The organism is Bradyrhizobium yuanmingense (genome assembly GCF_025200905.1).
Lineage (GTDB): Bacteria > Pseudomonadota > Alphaproteobacteria > Rhizobiales > Xanthobacteraceae > Bradyrhizobium > Bradyrhizobium yuanmingense.
Window position 1 is genome coordinate 5,143,758 of sequence record NZ_CP104173.1, and the last position, 16,165, is coordinate 5,159,922.

Consider the following 16,165-nt stretch of genomic DNA (forward strand, 5'->3'; position numbering starts at 1 on the left):
GTCAGAGAGCTCAAGGCGGCGATTCATCAATTCGGCAGCGCAGCGGATGCCGTGGCGTACGGCCTTCAGCAGTGGCGGCGTAGCGCCTCGCGCGGGCAGTGGCAGGGGCGCAGCGGCGCACCGCAGATCGGCATTCTCTCCGATTCAATGGTCGCGCGCGGCGAACAGCTCGCCGCCGTTTCGATGGTCTGCGTCAATGCGATCGGCCTCGTCGCCGGCGCCGTGCCGCGGATTCTGCCCGCGGCGCCGGAGGCTGACATCGATGCCTATCTGGACAGGCTCGACGGCCTCTTCGTCGGCGGCGGACAGACCAACGTCCATCCGTCCCGCTATGGACAAACGGTCGACGAGAAGCGTGACGGCCCGTTCGACGAATTCCGCGACGAGGTCGCGCTGCGCCTGATCCCGCGGGCGCTGGCGCGGGGCATCCCCGCTCTGTTCATCTGTCGCGGCTTCCAGGAGCTGAACGTCGCTTTCGGCGGCACGCTGGCGAAAGAGCCAGACGATTTGCCCGAGGAGCAACGCCATGGCACGCCCGACGCGGACAACGAGGATGCCCGCTATCGGCTGCGGCAGAAGGTGGCCTTGCGCAAGGGCGGCGTCCTGCAGCAGATCTGCGGCGCGGATTCGATTCTAGTGAATTCGCTGCACAGCTTCCTGATCGCCGATCTCGCACCGGGTCTCGTCGCGGAGGCCGTCGCTGACGACGGCTCGATCGAGGCCGTCAGCGTCGAGGGCGCCAGCGATTTTGCGCTCGGCACGCTTTTCCATCCCGATTATTGGGCGAGCTCCGACCACGCCTCGGCGCGCATTCTGGCGGCTTTTGGAGACGCGGTTCGCCGCCACGCCAAGGCACAAGGGGCGGCGTAGGCGATGCACCGCTACCGCTTCGGCATCGAGGAGGAATATTTTCTGGTCAACCGCCAGTCCGCGGCGCCGCGATCCGAGCTGCCCAAGCCCTACATGGCCGCGGCGCAAAAGCGGCTCGGCGAGCGGCTGACCACCGAGATCCTGCAATCGCAGATCGAGGTGGCGACGCCGCCGCTGACGTCTTCGACCGATGCGCTGGCCGAGCTCGCGCATTATCGCGCGGTGCTCACCGAGGTCGGCAAGGACCACGGCGTCGGCATCATCGCGGCCGGCACACACCCGCTGGCGCAGCCGCAGCAGCAGCGCATGACGCGCAAGCGTCGCTACAGCAAGGTCATCAGCGATCTCGGGATGGTCGGCCTCGGCAACCCGATCAGCGGACTGCACGTCCATGTCGAGGTCCCCGAGCCCGATTTGCGCGTCGAGATCATGCACCGCCTGGTGCCGTTCCTGCCGCTGCTGCTGGCGCTCTCGACCTCCTCACCGTTCTGGTGCGGCTACCCGACAGGATTGCTGGGCTACCGCAATGCCGCCAACGATGCCCTGCCCCGGACCGGCTTTCCCGAGATGTTTCGGAACCTTTCCGAATACGAGACCTACGTGAAGACCTTGGTCGATGCCGGCATCGTCCCCAACGCCACCTATGTCTGGTGGGCGTTGCGGCCCTCGCTGCAGCATCCGACGCTCGAGCTGCGCATCACCGATTGCTGCACGGCGATCGCGGATTCGGTGGCGATCGCGGCGCTGTTCCGCGCGCTGGTCCGCCACGCCGTCCACCATCCCGAGCTGAACGCCACCTATTCGGCCGTGCACCGCGCGCTGGTGGAGGAGAATCGCTGGCGCGCCCAGCGCTACGGAACCGACGGCACCTATATCGACCTGGTCTCGTTCGAGCCGGTCTCGTTCAGAAGCTGGCTCGATTCGGTGATCGCCATGGTGGCACCCCACGTCGACCATCTCGGCATCGAAGACGACATCCAGCATCTGAAGTCGATCCCCAAGCGCGGCACGTCGGCCCACCTTCAGCTCGAATATTTTCGCGGCTTGCGCAAGTTCGGCCACTCGCCGCGGGAAGCAATCAGCGACGTGACGAAATGGCTGCGGACTTCCACCGAAGCCGGAGACTTCACCGCCCGGGGCGGCGAGCCGAAAGCGCAAGCGGTGCGGCAACCGCTGACCGACCCGGTCTGACGTCTCCGGCTGCGGTCGCATGGAACGAGGTTTCGACCGCCGACTTAGCTCAGCGTGATAGCAATGGACAATCGTGGAGACCAATCATGAGCGACAGCGGCATTAGCATGCTCCTGGGCCACGCCTCGGCCCAGATGCTCTGGCTCTGGTTCATCGGAGCGTTCGTGCTCGGCGGGGCGCTCGTTTACGGCGTGATGAAGGCGGGCAACTTGCGCCGCAGCGAGCGGGCGCAGCTCGATCGCAACACCGAGGCACGGCAGCGCCAGGAAGATCCCTACAAGCGCCCGACCTAGCTCTCGCGGGTGGCAGTTTGGAACTTTCGTTCATGGAGCGGCTTTGATCGCCCGAGGATTGAGGAGGGCGAGGCCTTCCCGTGTTACCTCATGAGGAGGACGTATGGCTAAACGAGCGAAGAAACGCACGACAAAGAAGACCGCGGCGCGCCGGCCGCGTCAGGCGCCGAAGATGCTCAGCGACCTGTTTCTGGAGACGCTGAAGGACATCTATTTCGCCGAGAACAAGATCATCAAGACCCTGCCCAAGATGGCCAAGGCCGCGAATTCCAAGGAGCTTACGGCCGCCTTCAACAAGCATTTGCGCGAGACCCAAGGGCAGGTCAAACGGCTCGACCAGATCTTCAAGATGCTGGGCAAGCCGGCGCGCGGCAAGCCCTGCGAGGCCATCAACGGCATTGCCGACGAGGGCGCCGAGATCATGAAGGAGTTCAAGGGCGCGCCGGCGCTCGATGCCGGACTGCTCGCGTCAGCGCAGTCGGTCGAGCATTACGAGATCTCCCGCTACGGCACGCTGCGCACCTGGGCCGAGGAGCTCGGCATGCAGGACGCCGCAAGGCTGCTCCAGGAGACGCTGGACGAGGAAGAGGCAACCGATCGCACGCTGACCGAGCTCGCCACCTCCGTGATCAACCTCGAAGCGGAACAAGAGTACCGCGCCGCAGCCTGACCCCCTGCCAATGAACGGAACGTCGCGGCCACGCCGCGGCGTTCGCTTGCCTTGATCGCACGGCGGCGCATAACACGTCAGCGCCACTGCACTGGATTTCCGCACTGGATTTCCTTGGAACCGGCCCCATATGCAGGCTTTCCCACCCCAGAGCCTGCATCATGCAACCCAAAAATCCCCTCGACTGGATGCTGTCCGAAGCCCTGGACTCGCTGACCCGCGCCGATCGGCTGCGCCAGCAGTTCGGCCGCCAGGAAGCCTGCTGGGAGCCGCCGATCGACGTGCTCGAGACCGAGCGCGAGCTCCTGATCCTGGTCGCGCTTCCCGGCGTCAATCCGGACAATGTCGAGACCGTCATCCATGACGGCGTGCTCGTCATCTCGGGTCAGCGCACCCTCCCGCCGGAGCTTCGCAACGCCCGCATCCATCGGCTCGAGCTGCCGCAAGGGCGTTTTGAGCGCCGCATTGCATTGCCCCTCGGCCGTTACGCCATCAGCCGCTTCGTGATGGACGGCTGCGTCGCACTGCGCCTCGCGAAATCCTGAGGTCGATCATGGCCACCGAACAGATGAACAACGAACAAAGCAATAACGACGTGAAGATCCCCGACGACGCGCTGATCATCGTCCCCGTGCGCGAGATGGTGCTGTTTCCCGGCGCGATCGCGCCGATCACGATCGGCCGGGCGAAGTCCATTGCCGCCGCGCAGCAGGCGCTGCGCGAGCAGCGGCCGATTGGCATCGTCCTGCAGCGCAGCCCCGAGACCAATGACCCCGGGCCGGACGACCTCTACAGGGTCGCAACCATCGCCAACATCGTGCGCTACATCACCGCGCCCGACGGCACCCATCACATCGTCTGCCAGGGCGTGCAGCGCGCGCGCATCCTCGACTTCCTGCCGGGGACGCCGTTCCCGGCCGCGCGCTTCCAGCAGATCCCCGAGCCGACCACGACCTCGCCCGAGATCGAGGCCCGCGCGCTGAACCTGCAGCGCCAGGCCATCGAGGCGATCGAGCTGCTGCCGCAGGCGCCGCCCGAGCTCGCCGCGATGTTCCAGGGCACCAGCGCGCCCGGCGCGCTGGCGGATCTGGCAACGTCGTTCATGGACATCAAGCCGCAGGACAAGCAGGAGGTGCTGGAGACCATCGACCTGGCTCTTCGCGTGGAGAAGGTGTCGAAGCACCTGGCCGAGCGGCTGGAGGTGCTGCGCATCAGCAACGAAATCGGCCAGCAGACCAAGGCCTCCTTCGACGAGCGGCAGCGCGAGGCGATCCTGCGCGAGCAGATGGCGACGATCCAGCGCCAACTGGGCGAAGGCGACGGCAAGCAGGCCGAGGTCACCGAGCTGACGGCTGCGATCGCCAAGGCCAACATGCCGCCGGAAGCGGAAGCGCATGCCAAGAAGGAGCTGCGCCGCTACGAGCGCATGCCGGAGGCTGCCGGCGAGGCCGGCATGGTCCGCACCTATCTGGACTGGCTGATCGAGCTGCCCTGGGCGCTGCCCGCGGAGAAGCCGATCGACATCAAGGAGGCGCGAGCCATCCTGGATGCCGACCATTTCGGCCTGGAGAAGATCAAGAGCCGGATCATCGAATATCTGGCGGTGCGCAAGCTCGCCCCGCAGGGCAAGGCGCCGATCCTGTGCTTCGTCGGCCCGCCCGGCGTCGGCAAGACCTCGCTCGGCCAATCCATCGCGCGCGCGATGGATCGTCCTTTCGTGCGCGTCAGCCTCGGCGGCGTGCATGACGAGGCCGAGATCCGCGGTCACCGCCGCACCTATATCGGCGCGTTGCCCGGCAACATCATCCAGGGCATCAAGAAGGCGGGCGCGAGGAACTGCGTCATGATGCTGGACGAGATCGACAAGATGGGCCGCGGCGTGCAGGGCGATCCGTCCGCGGCCATGCTGGAGGTGCTCGACCCCGAGCAGAACGGAACGTTCCGGGACAATTACCTGGGCGTGCCCTTCGACCTGTCGCGCGTCGTGTTCATCGCGACCGCCAACATGCTCGATCAGATCCCGGGTCCGCTGCTGGACCGCATGGAGCTGATCAGCCTCGCCGGCTACACCGAGGACGAGAAGCTGGAGATCGCGCGGCGCTATCTGGTGCGGCGGCAGCTGGAGGCCAACGGCCTCTCGGCCGAGCAGGCCGAGATCGAGCCGGAAGCCTTGAAGCTGATCGTCAAGGGCTACACCCGCGAGGCTGGCGTGCGTAACCTCGAGCGCGAGATCGGCAAGGTGCTCCGCCATGCCGCGGTGCAGGTCGCCGAAGGCACGGCCGCGAAGGTCGTGGTGACGGCAAAGGACATCACCACCGTGCTCGGCCAGCCGCGCTTCGAGGGCGAGATCGCACTGCGCACCAGCGTTCCGGGCGTTGCCACCGGTCTGGCCTGGACGCCGGTCGGCGGTGACATCCTGTTCATCGAAGCCACGCGCGTGCCCGGCAAGGGCGGGCTGATTTTGACCGGCCAGCTCGGCGACGTCATGCGCGAGAGCGTGCAGGCTGCGCTGACGCTGGTGAAGAGCCGGGCCTCTCAGCTCGGCATGGATCCGCAAGCGTTCGAGAAGAGCGACATCCACGTTCACGTCCCCGCGGGCGCAACCCCGAAGGACGGGCCGAGCGCGGGCGTTGCGATGTTCACGGCGCTGACCTCCCTGCTCACCAACCGCACGGTGAGGAGTGACACCGCGATGACCGGCGAGATCTCGCTGCGCGGCCTGGTGCTGCCGGTCGGCGGCATCAAGGAGAAGGTGGTGGCTGCGGCTGCTGCCGGCCTGAAGCGGGTGATGCTGCCGGCGCGCAACAAGCGGGACTATGACGACATCCCGAAGAGCGCGCGGGACACCCTCGAGTTCATCTGGCTGGAGCGCGTCGACGAAGCCATCGCCGCCGCGCTCGAGCCGGCTGAAGCCAAGGAAGCGGCGGAGTGAATGCGATGAAGAAACTGCTGGAAAGAGCGAAGCGGTCGCGGAAGACGCAGCGGCTGCGCCAATTGCTCGATCGCGCGATCGACCGGATTCGCGATGGGCTCGTAGGACCCGAGCCGCGGCTTCAGCCTGCTACGGTCCGAGTGAAGCGCCGCAAGGGTTGAGCCCTCCGTCTCGAACCCTCGCGGCTACCCCAGACAAAAGGCCCCCTCGTTCGAGGGGGCCTTTGCGTTGTTAGCCCACGGCGTCCTTGGCGGCCTTGACCGGGCGGGCGCGGACGATCTTCCGGGCCGGCTTGGCCTTGAACATCATCTCTTCACCCGTGAACGGGTTGGTGCCCTTGCGCGCCTTGGTCGCGGGCTTCTTGATGACCACGAACTTGGCGAAGCCCGGCACCAGGAACAGGCCGTTCTTCTTGAGCTCCTTGTGGCCGACGTCGGTCAGCGTCTCCATGACGTTCTTGACGTCACGCTTGGAAAGCTCGGTGGCGGTCGCAATCTTTTCGATCAATTGCGATTTGGACATCTGGGTCGGCATCGTGTCTCCTCTGATTCGTTGCCGGTTGCATATTAGACCAACCGTTGAAGGCCTATAGCCTTCTGCACAGTTTTGTCGCGAAATTACGGGCTTTTCTGGCCTGCTGTGACAAAAAACCCTGCTTTTTAGCTACTTCCAGAGCGGAGGAAGCCTCGGGCAGCGGTTTTTGCCTTGTTTCAAAGGCCCGCACGCAACCTTGCTAGAACTGATTCGCCGCTTTCGACAAGCGACGACCGGCCTCTTTATGAGAGGCCGGTCGTGTTTCACCCTGAAAAATAAGGGTTGGATCGCTGGTCGCCGGTCTTCTTCCCCGTAAAAATGGGGAGAAAGTCAGTGGGCGATTGGCTAGACGCGCTCGATGATGATGGCCGGCGCCATGCCGCCGGCGGCGCACATGGTGACAAGACCGCGCTTGAGGTCGCGCCGTTCGAGCTCGTCGAGCACGGTGCCGATCAGGATCGAGCCGGTGGCGCCGATGGGGTGGCCGAGCGCGATCGAGCCGCCGTTGACGTTGACCTTGGCCCGATCGAGCTTGAGGTCGCGGATATATTTTTCCGCCACCACGGCGAAGGCCTCGTTGATCTCGAACAGGTCGATATCGTCGATGGTGAGCCCCGCCTTGGCCAGCACCTTGCGCGTTGCCGGCACCGGTGCGTTCAGCATGAGGGTCGGCGAGTCCCCCATGTTGGCCATCGCGACCACGCGGGCCCGGGCTTTAAGGCCATGCGCCTTGGCATAAGCGGGCGAGGCCAAAAGGATCGCAGCAGCGCCGTCGACGACGCCGGAGGAGTTGCCGGCGTGATGCACGAAGTCGATTTCGAGATCAGGGTACTTTTGCAGGATCAGGCCGCGATAGGTCGTGCCCTTGTCGTCGAGCGCGTAGTCCGCGACGGCGGGGAATGCCGGCTTCAGGCTGCTGAGGCCTTCCATCGTGGTCTGCGGCCGTGGGTATTCTTCATGATCCAGCGCCAGACTGCCGTCCTCGCGGTGGACCGGCACGAGGCTGTTCTTGAAGTGGCCGTTCGCGATCGCATGCGCGGCGCGCTTCTGGCTCTCCAGCCCGAGCGCGTCGACGTCGCTTCGGGTGATGCCTTCCAGCGTCGCGATCGCATCGGCGCAGACGCCCTGATGCGACTGCGGATGCCGTGCCCGCAGACGCAGATTGCCGCCGTCCATCATCATCGGACCGCCGCCGCGGCGTCCCTCCATCGACATCATCTCGCAGCCGCCGGCGATGACGAGGTCTTCCGCACCCGCCATGATCGAGCTTGCCGCCATGTTGACGCTGGTGATGCCGCTGCCGCAAAAGCGGTCGAGCGTCACCGCGCTGGCGCGCACGTCGTAGCCGGCATCGAGCGCCGACATGCGGCCGAGATCGCCGCTTTGCGTTGCCACCTGCGCGCTGCAGCCCCAGACGATGTCGTCGACATCGGCGGTATCGATGCCGGTGCGGTCGGCGAGTGCGCGCAGCACGGTCGCCCCGAGCTGCTGCGGATGAATGCCCGACAGGGCTCCCTTGCCGGCCTTGCCGATGCCCCGCGGCGTGCGGCAGGCATCAATGATCAGCGCGTCAGGCATTGGCGTCGTCCTCTTGTTTATGGGTGTTGAGAACGGTTTTGAATAAGGGGGAGAAGAGAGTCAATGTGCGGCGCTCGCCCTTCGCCTCTCCCCGCGTGCGGGGAGAGGCCGGATTTTACGCGCAGCGGAAAATCCGGGTGAGGGGGAGCCTCAGCAAAAACGGTGACAGGGTGACAGATGGACTCGCGGAGAGAGCCCCTCACCCCTGCCCTCTCCCCGTAAGAACGGGGAGAGGGAGAAGAGCTACACCCCCGCCGCGTTCTTCGCGATCACGTTGCGGTAGAAGCTGGCGCTGAGTTTTGCGGTGCGGACCTGGTTGTCAAAATTGACGTGGTACAGCCCGAAACGCTTGTTGAGGCCATACACCCACTCGAAATTGTCCATCAGGCTCCAGAGGAAATAGCCGCGCACCGGCACGCCCTCGTCGGTGGCGCGCTGGAGCTGGGCGAGATAGTTGCGCAGATACATGATGCGGTCGGTGTCGTAGATCTTGCCGTCGGGCGACACCACATCGTCGCCGGAGGTGCCGTTCTCGCTGATATAGATCGCATCCGTCTTCCAGATCTTCGCCGCCAGCTTCGGCACCCAGTAGATCGTCTCGGGCCCGACGCGCAGCCAGTCAGAATTCATGTGCGGGAACGATTTCGGGATCGGCAGCGGCTTGAAGCCCGCGCCCTGGTCGGACGCCACCACGTAGTTCTGCGGCGCATAGATGTTGAGACCGAGAAAATCGACCGGCGAAGAGATGATCTTGAGCTCCGCATCGGTGTATTTCGGCGCGTTGGACCCGGCGTATTTCAGGAAGGCGTCGGTATAGCGGCCCGTCATGATGACGTTGAGGTAGCCGGCATTCATCTCGCGCAGCGCGATCTCCGCGGCCCGCACGTTTTCCGGCGTGTCGAAGGCAGGCGCGCAGGCATCGATGTTCTCCGCCGGCCCCACCCTGGTGCCGCGGCGGCCATGGGCGCGCACCGCCTGCACCGCGAGCCCGTGCGCCAGCGCACTGTTGTGTCTGATCTGATTGACATCGGCTTGCGGCAGCTTCAAGCCCGGCGCGTCGATGCCGACGCCGTAACCGAAATAGACGAAGCGCCCGCTCTCGTTCAACGTGAACACGTTCCTGACGCGGTCGGTGAGGTGCGCGGCGACATAGGCCGCGTAGTCGCCGAAGATCTTGCAGGTCTCGGTCGAACGCCAACCGCCGAACCGGTCCTCGAGCGACTGGGGCAGATCCCAATGATAAAGGGTCAGCCACGGCTCGATGCCGTTCTTCAGGAGCTCGTCGACGAGACGATTGTAGAAGTCGAGCCCCTTCGGATTGGGCTTGCCGTCGCCGTCCGGGAACAGCCGCGGCCAGGCCACCGAGAAGCGATAGGCCTTGCAGCCGAGCTCCTTGATGAGGGCGATGTCCTCCTTGTAGCGGTGATAGTGCTCGTTGGCGCGGTCGCCGGTGGTGCCGTCCTCGATCTTGCCGGGGATGCGGACGAACTTGTCCCAGATCGAGGCCCCTCGCCCGTCCTCCTCGACCGCGCCCTCGACCTGATAGGACGAGGTCGCCGTGCCCCAGAGAAAGCCCGCCGGAAAACCGCCTGCATTGCGCGGCGGCCGAGCCGGCTTGGCTTCGGCGACAAGGGGACTCGCAATCCCAGCTGCGGACAATCCCACCAGCTTGGCAAACCGGCGGCGCGAGACCCCCTCCGTCATTGATGCTGCTCCACTTCTTTTCGTTTCGGGCCGGCACAATGAACAGTTCCGGGCGATTTGAGAAGCGGGTGCAGGAGGTCCCAGATCCGCCACCGCAGGCGCGGCAGCACAATGCCGTTCCCTTGCCGAGATGAACGCCTATTGAGTTCAAACCGGATTCTAGCGTCGGCCTGCTCCGATTGAACCGACCACAATCTGCATCAGCCACGCGATGCCCGCGTCTTTCATAGCCGCTTTGGTCGCGATGGCCCGGATCGTATCCGGTTTGCGCGCGAAAGGCAGCTCGACCAACACGAGGCCGAAACGGCTGGCGTGCTGCTCCACCAGTCGGCGCGGCAATGCGGCGATCAAATCAGACCCGGAAAGCTGGGCAAGCGCCATCATGAAATTCGGAACAGTCAAAGCGATGCGGCGTTCGAGGCCGCGCTTTGCCAACATCTCATCAACGAAACCGCGCGGTTCCCCACTGAGAGAGACCAGCAGGTGCTGTGATCGCGCGAACGCAGCATGGGTTGGCGCTTTTGCGAAGGGATGTCCCTTGCGCATGGCCAGCACGAACTCCTCCTCGTAAAGCCTGCGCGCCTCGAAACGCGGTGATACCGCCGGCAGCGGCAGCATTGCGATATCGAGCTCGCGTCGTTCGAGCATGTCTAGGCTTTGCTGCCAAGGCTCTCCGATTGCGCCACCGCGCGGCGCAGGCATCAGGTGGATCAGCCCGATATCAATGTGGGGCGCCGCAGTCGCGATCGATTGCAACAGCGGACCGATCGCTGAGACCAGTACGGCATCGGGAGCGCCAATCGTAAATCGACGGCCACTTTGCTCCGGGTCGAACGGTGTGGCCGAGCCGATCAGCTGTTCGACGCGCGCGATGATCTCGGCCACCGGCTCTCCAAGCTCCAAGGCCCGCTCCGTTGGAACGACCCCCTTCGGGGTCCGCAGAAACAGCGGATCGTTCAGTAGAAGACGGAGCCGGCCAAGCGCATGGCTGACAGCCGACGGCGTCAGGCTCAGCCGAGCGGCTGCACGCGCGACATGGCGCTCTTCCAGGACCACGCGGAAGAGCACGAGGAGATTCAGATCAATCCTGGATAGATCAATTTGGTTCAGCATGTTGCTGAAATCATATCGCTAGATTCATTAGGATCAAGGCTTCATGCATGGGCCTCGTCGTTCGATCAGGAGCTGAGAAATGACCAACAAACCGTCCGGGCTGAACAGGTGGCCATGCGAGCAGGAAAAGATATCGCGGCGCTCGATGATGGCCGCTACCGCAGCAATTCCCCTGTCCGGTCAGCTTTCGGCCGATGCGGCCGCTGGAAGCGACGCGATAGCAGGCCTCGTCGAACGCGCCCGCGAGAAGAATGCCGCCTTCATGCGTGGCGATGTGGAGCGCTGGTCCCAGCTTGTCCGCATCGCGCCCGATTTCACTCTGATGCAGCCCTTTGGCGGGCCTACGAGTCGGGGATTCGACGCTAGCCCCCAGCGTCTGGCTGCCCTATCGCGATACTTCAGGGAAGGCGAAACCGAACTTGAGGTTTTGCAAACCTATGCATCCGACGCGCTCGTCGCTCTCGTCATGGTCGAGCGCCAGCGCGCCGAGGTGGGCGGGTTGCCGGCTCAAGACTGGTCGCTGCGCGTGACCGAAGTCTACCGCAAGGACGGCACGGATTGGCAACTCGTGCACCGCCATGCGGACCCGCTGGTCCGAAGCATCACCTTGCAACAGGCGGCGATACTCGCCCGGGGATGGCCGGAGGAAAAATGACGAAGCGCTGCAGATGAGCTGGATTCGGAGCCGGCCGGCGGCCAGTCGAGACGACGTGCGATTTCGTCGCGATGATCAGCGCGAGCGCTTCGGCAATTTCGGCAGCTTGTCGGGATTGAATGCCGGCATCTGCCCTGGTGGTTCAGGTGGGGGCGGCTGTTGTTCCCTGAGGATGAGCGTTCCGTGGAGGATCATGCCCGGCGCCTGAGGTGCTGTCGCGGTGTAGGTCGCGATCTTGCCAGGGCAGCTTCCCTCGATCGTCAACGTCAGCTCTTGATCGTTGCCGAACACGGTGGCGCGTCCGTCGGTGTGACGCTTCGTCAATACGGTTGCGGTGAAGCGATCTCCATCGATCTGGCAGGTGCCGTGATAGGTCATCAGGCTGTCACGGCCCCAGATCTGGCCGTCTGCGACATGGACGATCCCGGTACCCTGGTCGATGGGCGTCTTGTACCAAGCGGCGTAGGTGCCGTCCTTCAGCATGGGAGCAGCCTCCCCTGGTATTCCCACGCCGACAATTGGCATCATTAGCGCCAACAAACGGTTAATGACCGGGCCCGTGCCAATCCGGCCTTTCCTTGCGCAGCTCGGCCTCGAGCTCCTCGATGATGCTGTGAAGCAGACACGCTGCAAGCGGATCGGTCACCTCGCGCTCCAGATGCCGGTACCGCGCAATCTGGAATTCCTGCTCTCTCAACTGCTGCTCAGTCATCACGGGCCCTCCGGCGAACCGACGCGGAGACGGCCGGAGAGTTTCGTTACAATTTTCAGATCATTTGCGATGGTTTCCAATCGGTTAAAGGCGCAAGCGGGCTGCGGATTGCCCGAAAAGGCTGCCGCGGGACCGGCGACACCAGCCTGAGCGCGGCGGTTGACGTCCAGACCGTTGCTTCCAATTGCGTGCGCGGCGGGCTTCTGCTAGCTTGAGGTACGTGCCTCATTTCACCTCGCCGGCCGGGTTGGTGACCCGCCTCTGCCGCAACGATGCGGGTAGCGGCTGATTGCCGTGCCGCTGGGGGTGAGGCATGCGCCCAATCTGGGTTCAAGCAGAGTTGGCCATCAAAAAGGGCCGACCGCCTTAGGGGAGGAATGATATGCAGCGTCTCTTGGTTGCAGGTGTGTCTGTTGCCTTCGCGATCGCAGCGGGTGTCGGCCCGACGGATGCGGCGGACAAGAAGGTTCTGGCCTTCGTCGTCAACGGGGCGTCCGACTTCTGGAAGATCGCCGAGGCCGGGATGAAGAAGGCGCAGGGCGAGCTGCCCAACTACGAGCTCCAGTTCAAATATCCGGAACAGGCTGCAGCCGCCGTGCAGCAGCGCGTGATGGACGACCTCGTCGCCGCCGGTGCCGCCGGCATCATGGTCAGCGCAGTCGATCCAAAGAACCAGACCGAGCATCTCAACAAGGTTGCGTCCCAGACCGTGCTGTTCACCACCGACAGCGACGCGCCGAAATCCAAGCGCGTGGCCTATATCGGCTCCTCCAACACCGACCTCGGCAAGGAGGCAGGAAAGCTGATGGTCAAGGCGCTGCCGAACGGCGGCAAATGCGTCGGCTTCGTCGGCCTACCCGGCGCCGACAACGCACGCGAGCGCATCGAAGGCGTGAAGGAGACGCTCAAAGGCTCGAAGGTCGAGCTCGTCGACGTTCGCGGCGACGAGATCGACCAGACCCGCGCCAAGCGCAACGTCGAGGACATCCTCGCCGCCATGCCCGATGTGAGCTGCCTCGTCGGCTTCTACTCCTACAACACACCGCGGATCTACGAGGTGCTCAAGGAGGCCGGCAAGCTCGGCAAGATCAAGATCATCGGCTTCGACGAGGATCCGATTACGCTCGGTGGCGTCAAGGAAGGCAGCATCGTCGGCACGGTGGTGCAGCAGCCGTTCGAATGGGGCTATCAGGGCATGAAGCTGATGGCGAACTACATCGGCGGCAACAAGTCCGGCATTCCGGCCAACGGTATCATCATCGTGCCCGGCAAGGTCATCGAAAAGGCGAATGTCGACGAGTTCATGGGCTCGATGAAGCAGATGCTGAAGAAATAGGAGAGATCCGCGCTGCCCGCCGCGCAGCCTGCCATGCCAGAACCGTTCCTCGAGCTGGTCGACATCAGCAAGAGCTATCCAGGCGTGGTCGCCCTCGACCACGCCGGTCTGCAGGTGTCGCCCGGCGAGGTCGTTGCGCTGATCGGCGAGAACGGCGCCGGCAAGTCGACGCTGATGCGCGTGCTCGGCGGGGTCGTGGAGCCCAGCGGCGGCTTCATCCGTGTCGACGGGGCCGCGCGATCTTCGCTCACCGTGGCGGATGCGATCAAGGCGGGCATCGCCTTCGTCCATCAGGAACTGAACCTGTTCGACAATCTCGATGTCGCCGGCAATGTCTTCATCGGCCGCGAGCCCGTGCACGGCGGGCCCTTGCGGCTGATCGACCGCAAACGGATGTATGCCGATGTCGCGCCGCTGCTGGAGCGGCTGGGCTGCGATTTCGCGGCCGATGCGCCGCTCGCCGACCTGTCGCTGGCGCAGCGCCAGCTGGTCGAGATCATGAAGGCGCTTTCGCTCGACGCTCGTCTCGTCATCATGGACGAGCCGACCTCGAGCCTGACGCTCGCCGAGACGGACCGCCTGATGCGCACCGTGGCCGGCCTGAAAGCCCACGGCGTCAGCATCATCTTCATCACGCATCGGCTCAACGAGGTGATGCAGTGCGCCGACCGTGCGGTCGTGCTGCGCGACGGTCGCGTGGTCGGCGCGCTGACGCGTGCGGAGCTCTCTCCGGCGGCGATGATCCGCTTGATGATCGGCCGCGACCTGAAATCCCTCTACGTTCCGCCGGCCGCGCCGCCCGGCGACAGCGTGCTGGAGATCGTCGATGCGATCACCGACACCTATCCCGGCCGCGCCGTGAGCCTGTCGGTCCGCCGCGGCGAGATCCTCGGGCTTGCCGGCCTCGTCGGGTCCGGCCGCACCGAGCTCGCCCGCGCCGTCTTCGGCATCGATCCACTGCGTGGCGGCACGATACGACTCGATGGCGAGCCGATCCGTATCGCAAGCCCACGGGCCGCCATCGAACAAGGCATCTATCTCGTTCCGGAGGACCGCAAGGGCGCAGGCCTGCTGCTCGACGTCTCGATCGCCGAAAACATCTCGCTGCCGGATCTGGCGTCCTATATGCGCTTCTGGCTGGTAGATACGGATCGCGAGAACGAGAACGCGGTGCGTCAGCGGGAGCGCCTAAAAATCCGCGCGCCCGACGTCAAGACCGCCGTCGGCTCGCTGTCGGGAGGCAACCAGCAGAAGGTCGTGCTCGCCAAATGGCTGTCGATGCGGCCGAAGGTGCTGATTGTCGACGAGCCGACGCGTGGGGTCGACGTCGGAGCCAAGCAGGAAATCTACGGCATGCTGCGCCGCCTGACCGATGCCGGGGTGGCGATCCTGATGATCTCCAGCGACATGGAGGAGGTGATCGGGGTCAGCGACCGGCTCGCGGTGATGCATGAAGGCGCGATCTCGGGCTTCCTTGATCGCAGCCAGTTCAGTGAGCACAATGTGCTGCAGCTTGCCGTTGGCCACACAATCACGGCGGAGGGACCTTGAGCAAGAAAGACCTGAGCCTTCTCGTTCTGATTCTGGTGGTCGGGACCGTTGTCGCCCTGATCAATCCGAGATTCCTGTACGTCGGCAATCTCTCGAACACCGCCAACCAGATCGGGTTGTTCGGCATCTTCTCCATCGCCGAAGCCTTCATCATCATCATCGGCGGGATCGAGCTGTCGGTGGGTTCGGTGATCGCACTGCTGGGCGTCCTGTTCATCGACCTGATCGTCAATCACGACGTCAACTGGGTCGTAGCCCTCGCGATGATCGTCGCGGCCGGGCTCGTGATCGGCCTCATTCATGGCACGCTGGTGACCAGGATGCGGATCCAGGCTTTCGTGGTCACGCTGTGCGGCCTCCTGATCTACCGCGGCGCGGCGCGCTATTACACCGAGGACGCGACGGCGGGCTTCGGCTTCGGCGCGAGCTTTCCGATGCTGGAATGGCTGGCCGCCGGCCGCACAAACGTGCTCGGATTCCCGCTGCCGCACAGCGTGGTGGCGCTCGCCGTGGTGGCCGTGATCGCCTGGGTGGTGCTTCACCGCTCGGTGTTCGGCCGCTATCTCCTTGCCGTCGGCAAGAACGAGGAAGCCGCACGCTACTCCGGCATTCGCACCAACCGCGTGATCATCTCGGCCTATGTCATCTGTGGCGGGCTGACTGCGTTTTCGGCGATCCTGATCGCGATGTACACCCGTTCGATTTCACCGGCGGTGCACGGCTCGTTCTACGAGCTCTACGCCATCGCGGCCGCCGTGCTCGGCGGCTGCTCCTTGCGCGGCGGCGAAGGCTCGATCATCGGCGTCGTGCTCGGCACCGTGCTGCTCCAGGTGCTGCAGAATCTCGTCAACCTGCTGGGCATTCCGAGCTCGCTCAATTTCGCGGTGATGGGAACGGTGATCCTGGTCGGCGTGCTCGGCGATCAATATCTGGTGCAGCGACGCCACCGCGCGAGTGCGGCCAAAGGCCGGGAGCAGGCGAGCGTCGCTGCGGCTCCGCTCGAGCGCGTGAAGGTGGAGTGAAAAT

General features: G+C 64.5%; 17 protein-coding genes. 11 read left to right on the forward strand and 6 right to left on the reverse strand.

Annotation, left to right across the window (positions count from 1 at the left end; translation table 11 throughout):
- Positions 1-51 precede the first annotated feature (51 nt).
- The 7 genes from N2605_RS24350 to N2605_RS24380 all read left to right on the forward strand — a co-directional run bounded on the left by N2605_RS24350 (position 52) and on the right by N2605_RS24380 (position 6,117).
- The gene (locus N2605_RS24350) at positions 52-870 is read left to right on the forward strand and encodes a gamma-glutamyl-gamma-aminobutyrate hydrolase family protein (protein ID WP_244608944.1); all 819 of its coding nucleotides are present in this window, start codon (positions 52-54) and stop codon (positions 868-870) included.
- A gap of 3 nt (positions 871-873) precedes the next feature.
- A complete protein-coding gene (locus N2605_RS24355; protein WP_260343364.1) occupies positions 874-2,061 on the forward strand; it encodes a carboxylate-amine ligase in 1,188 nt (395 codons plus the stop codon).
- A gap of 86 nt (positions 2,062-2,147) precedes the next feature.
- Positions 2,148-2,354 (forward strand): hypothetical protein, encoded by a 207-nt coding sequence (locus N2605_RS24360; RefSeq protein ID WP_036007833.1) that lies wholly within the window; start codon positions 2,148-2,150, stop codon positions 2,352-2,354.
- Positions 2,355-2,457: 103 nt separating this feature from the next.
- On the forward strand, positions 2,458-3,024 hold the full coding sequence (locus N2605_RS24365) for a YciE/YciF ferroxidase family protein (RefSeq protein ID WP_036007836.1): 567 nt from the start codon (positions 2,458-2,460) through the stop codon (positions 3,022-3,024).
- 161 nt (positions 3,025-3,185) lie between these two features.
- Positions 3,186-3,569 (forward strand): Hsp20/alpha crystallin family protein, encoded by a 384-nt coding sequence (locus N2605_RS24370; RefSeq protein ID WP_024342525.1) that lies wholly within the window; start codon positions 3,186-3,188, stop codon positions 3,567-3,569.
- Positions 3,570-3,577: 8 nt separating this feature from the next.
- Positions 3,578-5,956, forward strand: a complete 2,379-nt coding sequence (gene lon, locus N2605_RS24375; protein ID WP_260343365.1) for an endopeptidase La — start codon at positions 3,578-3,580, stop codon at positions 5,954-5,956.
- Positions 5,957-5,961: 5 nt separating this feature from the next.
- The gene (locus N2605_RS24380; protein WP_167361688.1) at positions 5,962-6,117 is read left to right on the forward strand and encodes a hypothetical protein; all 156 of its coding nucleotides are present in this window, start codon (positions 5,962-5,964) and stop codon (positions 6,115-6,117) included.
- Between the two features lie 70 nt (positions 6,118-6,187).
- On the opposite strand, the gene N2605_RS24385 is transcribed toward N2605_RS24380, so the two are convergent.
- The 4 genes from N2605_RS24385 to N2605_RS24400 form a co-directional block, all read right to left on the reverse strand.
- The gene (locus N2605_RS24385) at positions 6,188-6,490 is read right to left on the reverse strand and encodes an HU family DNA-binding protein (RefSeq protein WP_018320691.1); all 303 of its coding nucleotides are present in this window, start codon (positions 6,488-6,490) and stop codon (positions 6,188-6,190) included.
- Between the two features lie 345 nt (positions 6,491-6,835).
- Positions 6,836-8,068 carry an acetyl-CoA C-acetyltransferase gene (locus N2605_RS24390; RefSeq protein WP_260343366.1) on the reverse strand — a complete coding sequence of 411 codons (1,233 nt, stop codon included), beginning with the start codon at positions 8,066-8,068 and terminating at the stop codon, positions 6,836-6,838.
- A gap of 243 nt (positions 8,069-8,311) precedes the next feature.
- Positions 8,312-9,772 (reverse strand): GH1 family beta-glucosidase, encoded by a 1,461-nt coding sequence (locus N2605_RS24395; protein WP_260343367.1) that lies wholly within the window; start codon positions 9,770-9,772, stop codon positions 8,312-8,314.
- Between the two features lie 159 nt (positions 9,773-9,931).
- Positions 9,932-10,885 (reverse strand): LysR family transcriptional regulator, encoded by a 954-nt coding sequence (locus N2605_RS24400; protein WP_225125434.1) that lies wholly within the window; start codon positions 10,883-10,885, stop codon positions 9,932-9,934.
- Between the two features lie 79 nt (positions 10,886-10,964).
- On the opposite strand from N2605_RS24400, the gene N2605_RS24405 reads away from it, so the two are divergent.
- Positions 10,965-11,540 (forward strand): YybH family protein, encoded by a 576-nt coding sequence (locus N2605_RS24405; RefSeq protein WP_260343368.1) that lies wholly within the window; start codon positions 10,965-10,967, stop codon positions 11,538-11,540.
- A 75-nt stretch (positions 11,541-11,615) separates the two neighbouring features.
- Here N2605_RS24405 and N2605_RS24410 read toward each other — a convergent pair whose 3' ends face one another.
- Together N2605_RS24410 and N2605_RS24415 are read right to left on the reverse strand one after the other, a co-directional pair.
- Positions 11,616-12,023: a hypothetical protein gene (locus N2605_RS24410; RefSeq protein ID WP_036007872.1), complete on the reverse strand. Its 408-nt coding sequence runs from the start codon at positions 12,021-12,023 to the stop codon at positions 11,616-11,618.
- 61 nt (positions 12,024-12,084) lie between these two features.
- Entirely contained in the window at positions 12,085-12,252 is a 168-nt protein-coding gene (locus N2605_RS24415; RefSeq protein WP_192893123.1) for a hypothetical protein, read from the reverse strand.
- 382 nt (positions 12,253-12,634) lie between these two features.
- Between N2605_RS24415 and N2605_RS24420 the strand changes: the two genes are divergently transcribed.
- The 3 genes from N2605_RS24420 to N2605_RS24430 are packed head-to-tail and all read left to right on the forward strand — an operon-like array spanning position 12,635 to position 16,161.
- Positions 12,635-13,588 (forward strand): sugar-binding protein, encoded by a 954-nt coding sequence (locus N2605_RS24420; protein WP_260343369.1) that lies wholly within the window; start codon positions 12,635-12,637, stop codon positions 13,586-13,588.
- A gap of 33 nt (positions 13,589-13,621) precedes the next feature.
- Positions 13,622-15,139, forward strand: coding sequence for a sugar ABC transporter ATP-binding protein (locus N2605_RS24425; protein ID WP_260343370.1), 1,518 nt, complete (start codon positions 13,622-13,624; stop codon positions 15,137-15,139).
- A complete protein-coding gene (locus N2605_RS24430) occupies positions 15,136-16,161 on the forward strand; it encodes an ABC transporter permease (protein ID WP_109142951.1) in 1,026 nt (341 codons plus the stop codon). The genes N2605_RS24425 and N2605_RS24430 overlap by 4 nt, the downstream gene beginning before the upstream one ends.
- The last annotated feature ends 4 nt before the right edge of the window (positions 16,162-16,165 follow it).

Bases quoted from the DNA above. Each gene is read 5' to 3' on its own strand.
- N2605_RS24355 (WP_260343364.1), top strand. From the start codon at position 874: ATGCACCGCTACCGCTTCGGCATCGAGGAGGAATATTTTCTGGTCAAC.
- N2605_RS24390 (WP_260343366.1), bottom strand. From the start codon at position 8,068: ATGCCTGACGCGCTGATCATTGATGCCTGCCGCACGCCGCGGGGCATC.
- lon (WP_260343365.1), top strand. From the start codon at position 3,578: ATGGCCACCGAACAGATGAACAACGAACAAAGCAATAACGACGTGAAG.
- N2605_RS24410 (WP_036007872.1), bottom strand. From the start codon at position 12,023: ATGCTGAAGGACGGCACCTACGCCGCTTGGTACAAGACGCCCATCGAC.
- N2605_RS24425 (WP_260343370.1), top strand. From the start codon at position 13,622: ATGCCAGAACCGTTCCTCGAGCTGGTCGACATCAGCAAGAGCTATCCA.
- N2605_RS24395 (WP_260343367.1), bottom strand. From the start codon at position 9,772: ATGACGGAGGGGGTCTCGCGCCGCCGGTTTGCCAAGCTGGTGGGATTG.
- N2605_RS24415 (WP_192893123.1), bottom strand. From the start codon at position 12,252: ATGACTGAGCAGCAGTTGAGAGAGCAGGAATTCCAGATTGCGCGGTAC.
- N2605_RS24380 (WP_167361688.1), top strand. From the start codon at position 5,962: ATGAAGAAACTGCTGGAAAGAGCGAAGCGGTCGCGGAAGACGCAGCGG.
- N2605_RS24360 (WP_036007833.1), top strand. From the start codon at position 2,148: ATGAGCGACAGCGGCATTAGCATGCTCCTGGGCCACGCCTCGGCCCAG.
- N2605_RS24420 (WP_260343369.1), top strand. From the start codon at position 12,635: ATGCAGCGTCTCTTGGTTGCAGGTGTGTCTGTTGCCTTCGCGATCGCA.
- N2605_RS24370 (WP_024342525.1), top strand. From the start codon at position 3,186: ATGCAACCCAAAAATCCCCTCGACTGGATGCTGTCCGAAGCCCTGGAC.
- N2605_RS24405 (WP_260343368.1), top strand. From the start codon at position 10,965: ATGACCAACAAACCGTCCGGGCTGAACAGGTGGCCATGCGAGCAGGAA.
- N2605_RS24385 (WP_018320691.1), bottom strand. From the start codon at position 6,490: ATGCCGACCCAGATGTCCAAATCGCAATTGATCGAAAAGATTGCGACC.
- N2605_RS24365 (WP_036007836.1), top strand. From the start codon at position 2,458: ATGGCTAAACGAGCGAAGAAACGCACGACAAAGAAGACCGCGGCGCGC.
- N2605_RS24400 (WP_225125434.1), bottom strand. From the start codon at position 10,885: ATGCTGAACCAAATTGATCTATCCAGGATTGATCTGAATCTCCTCGTG.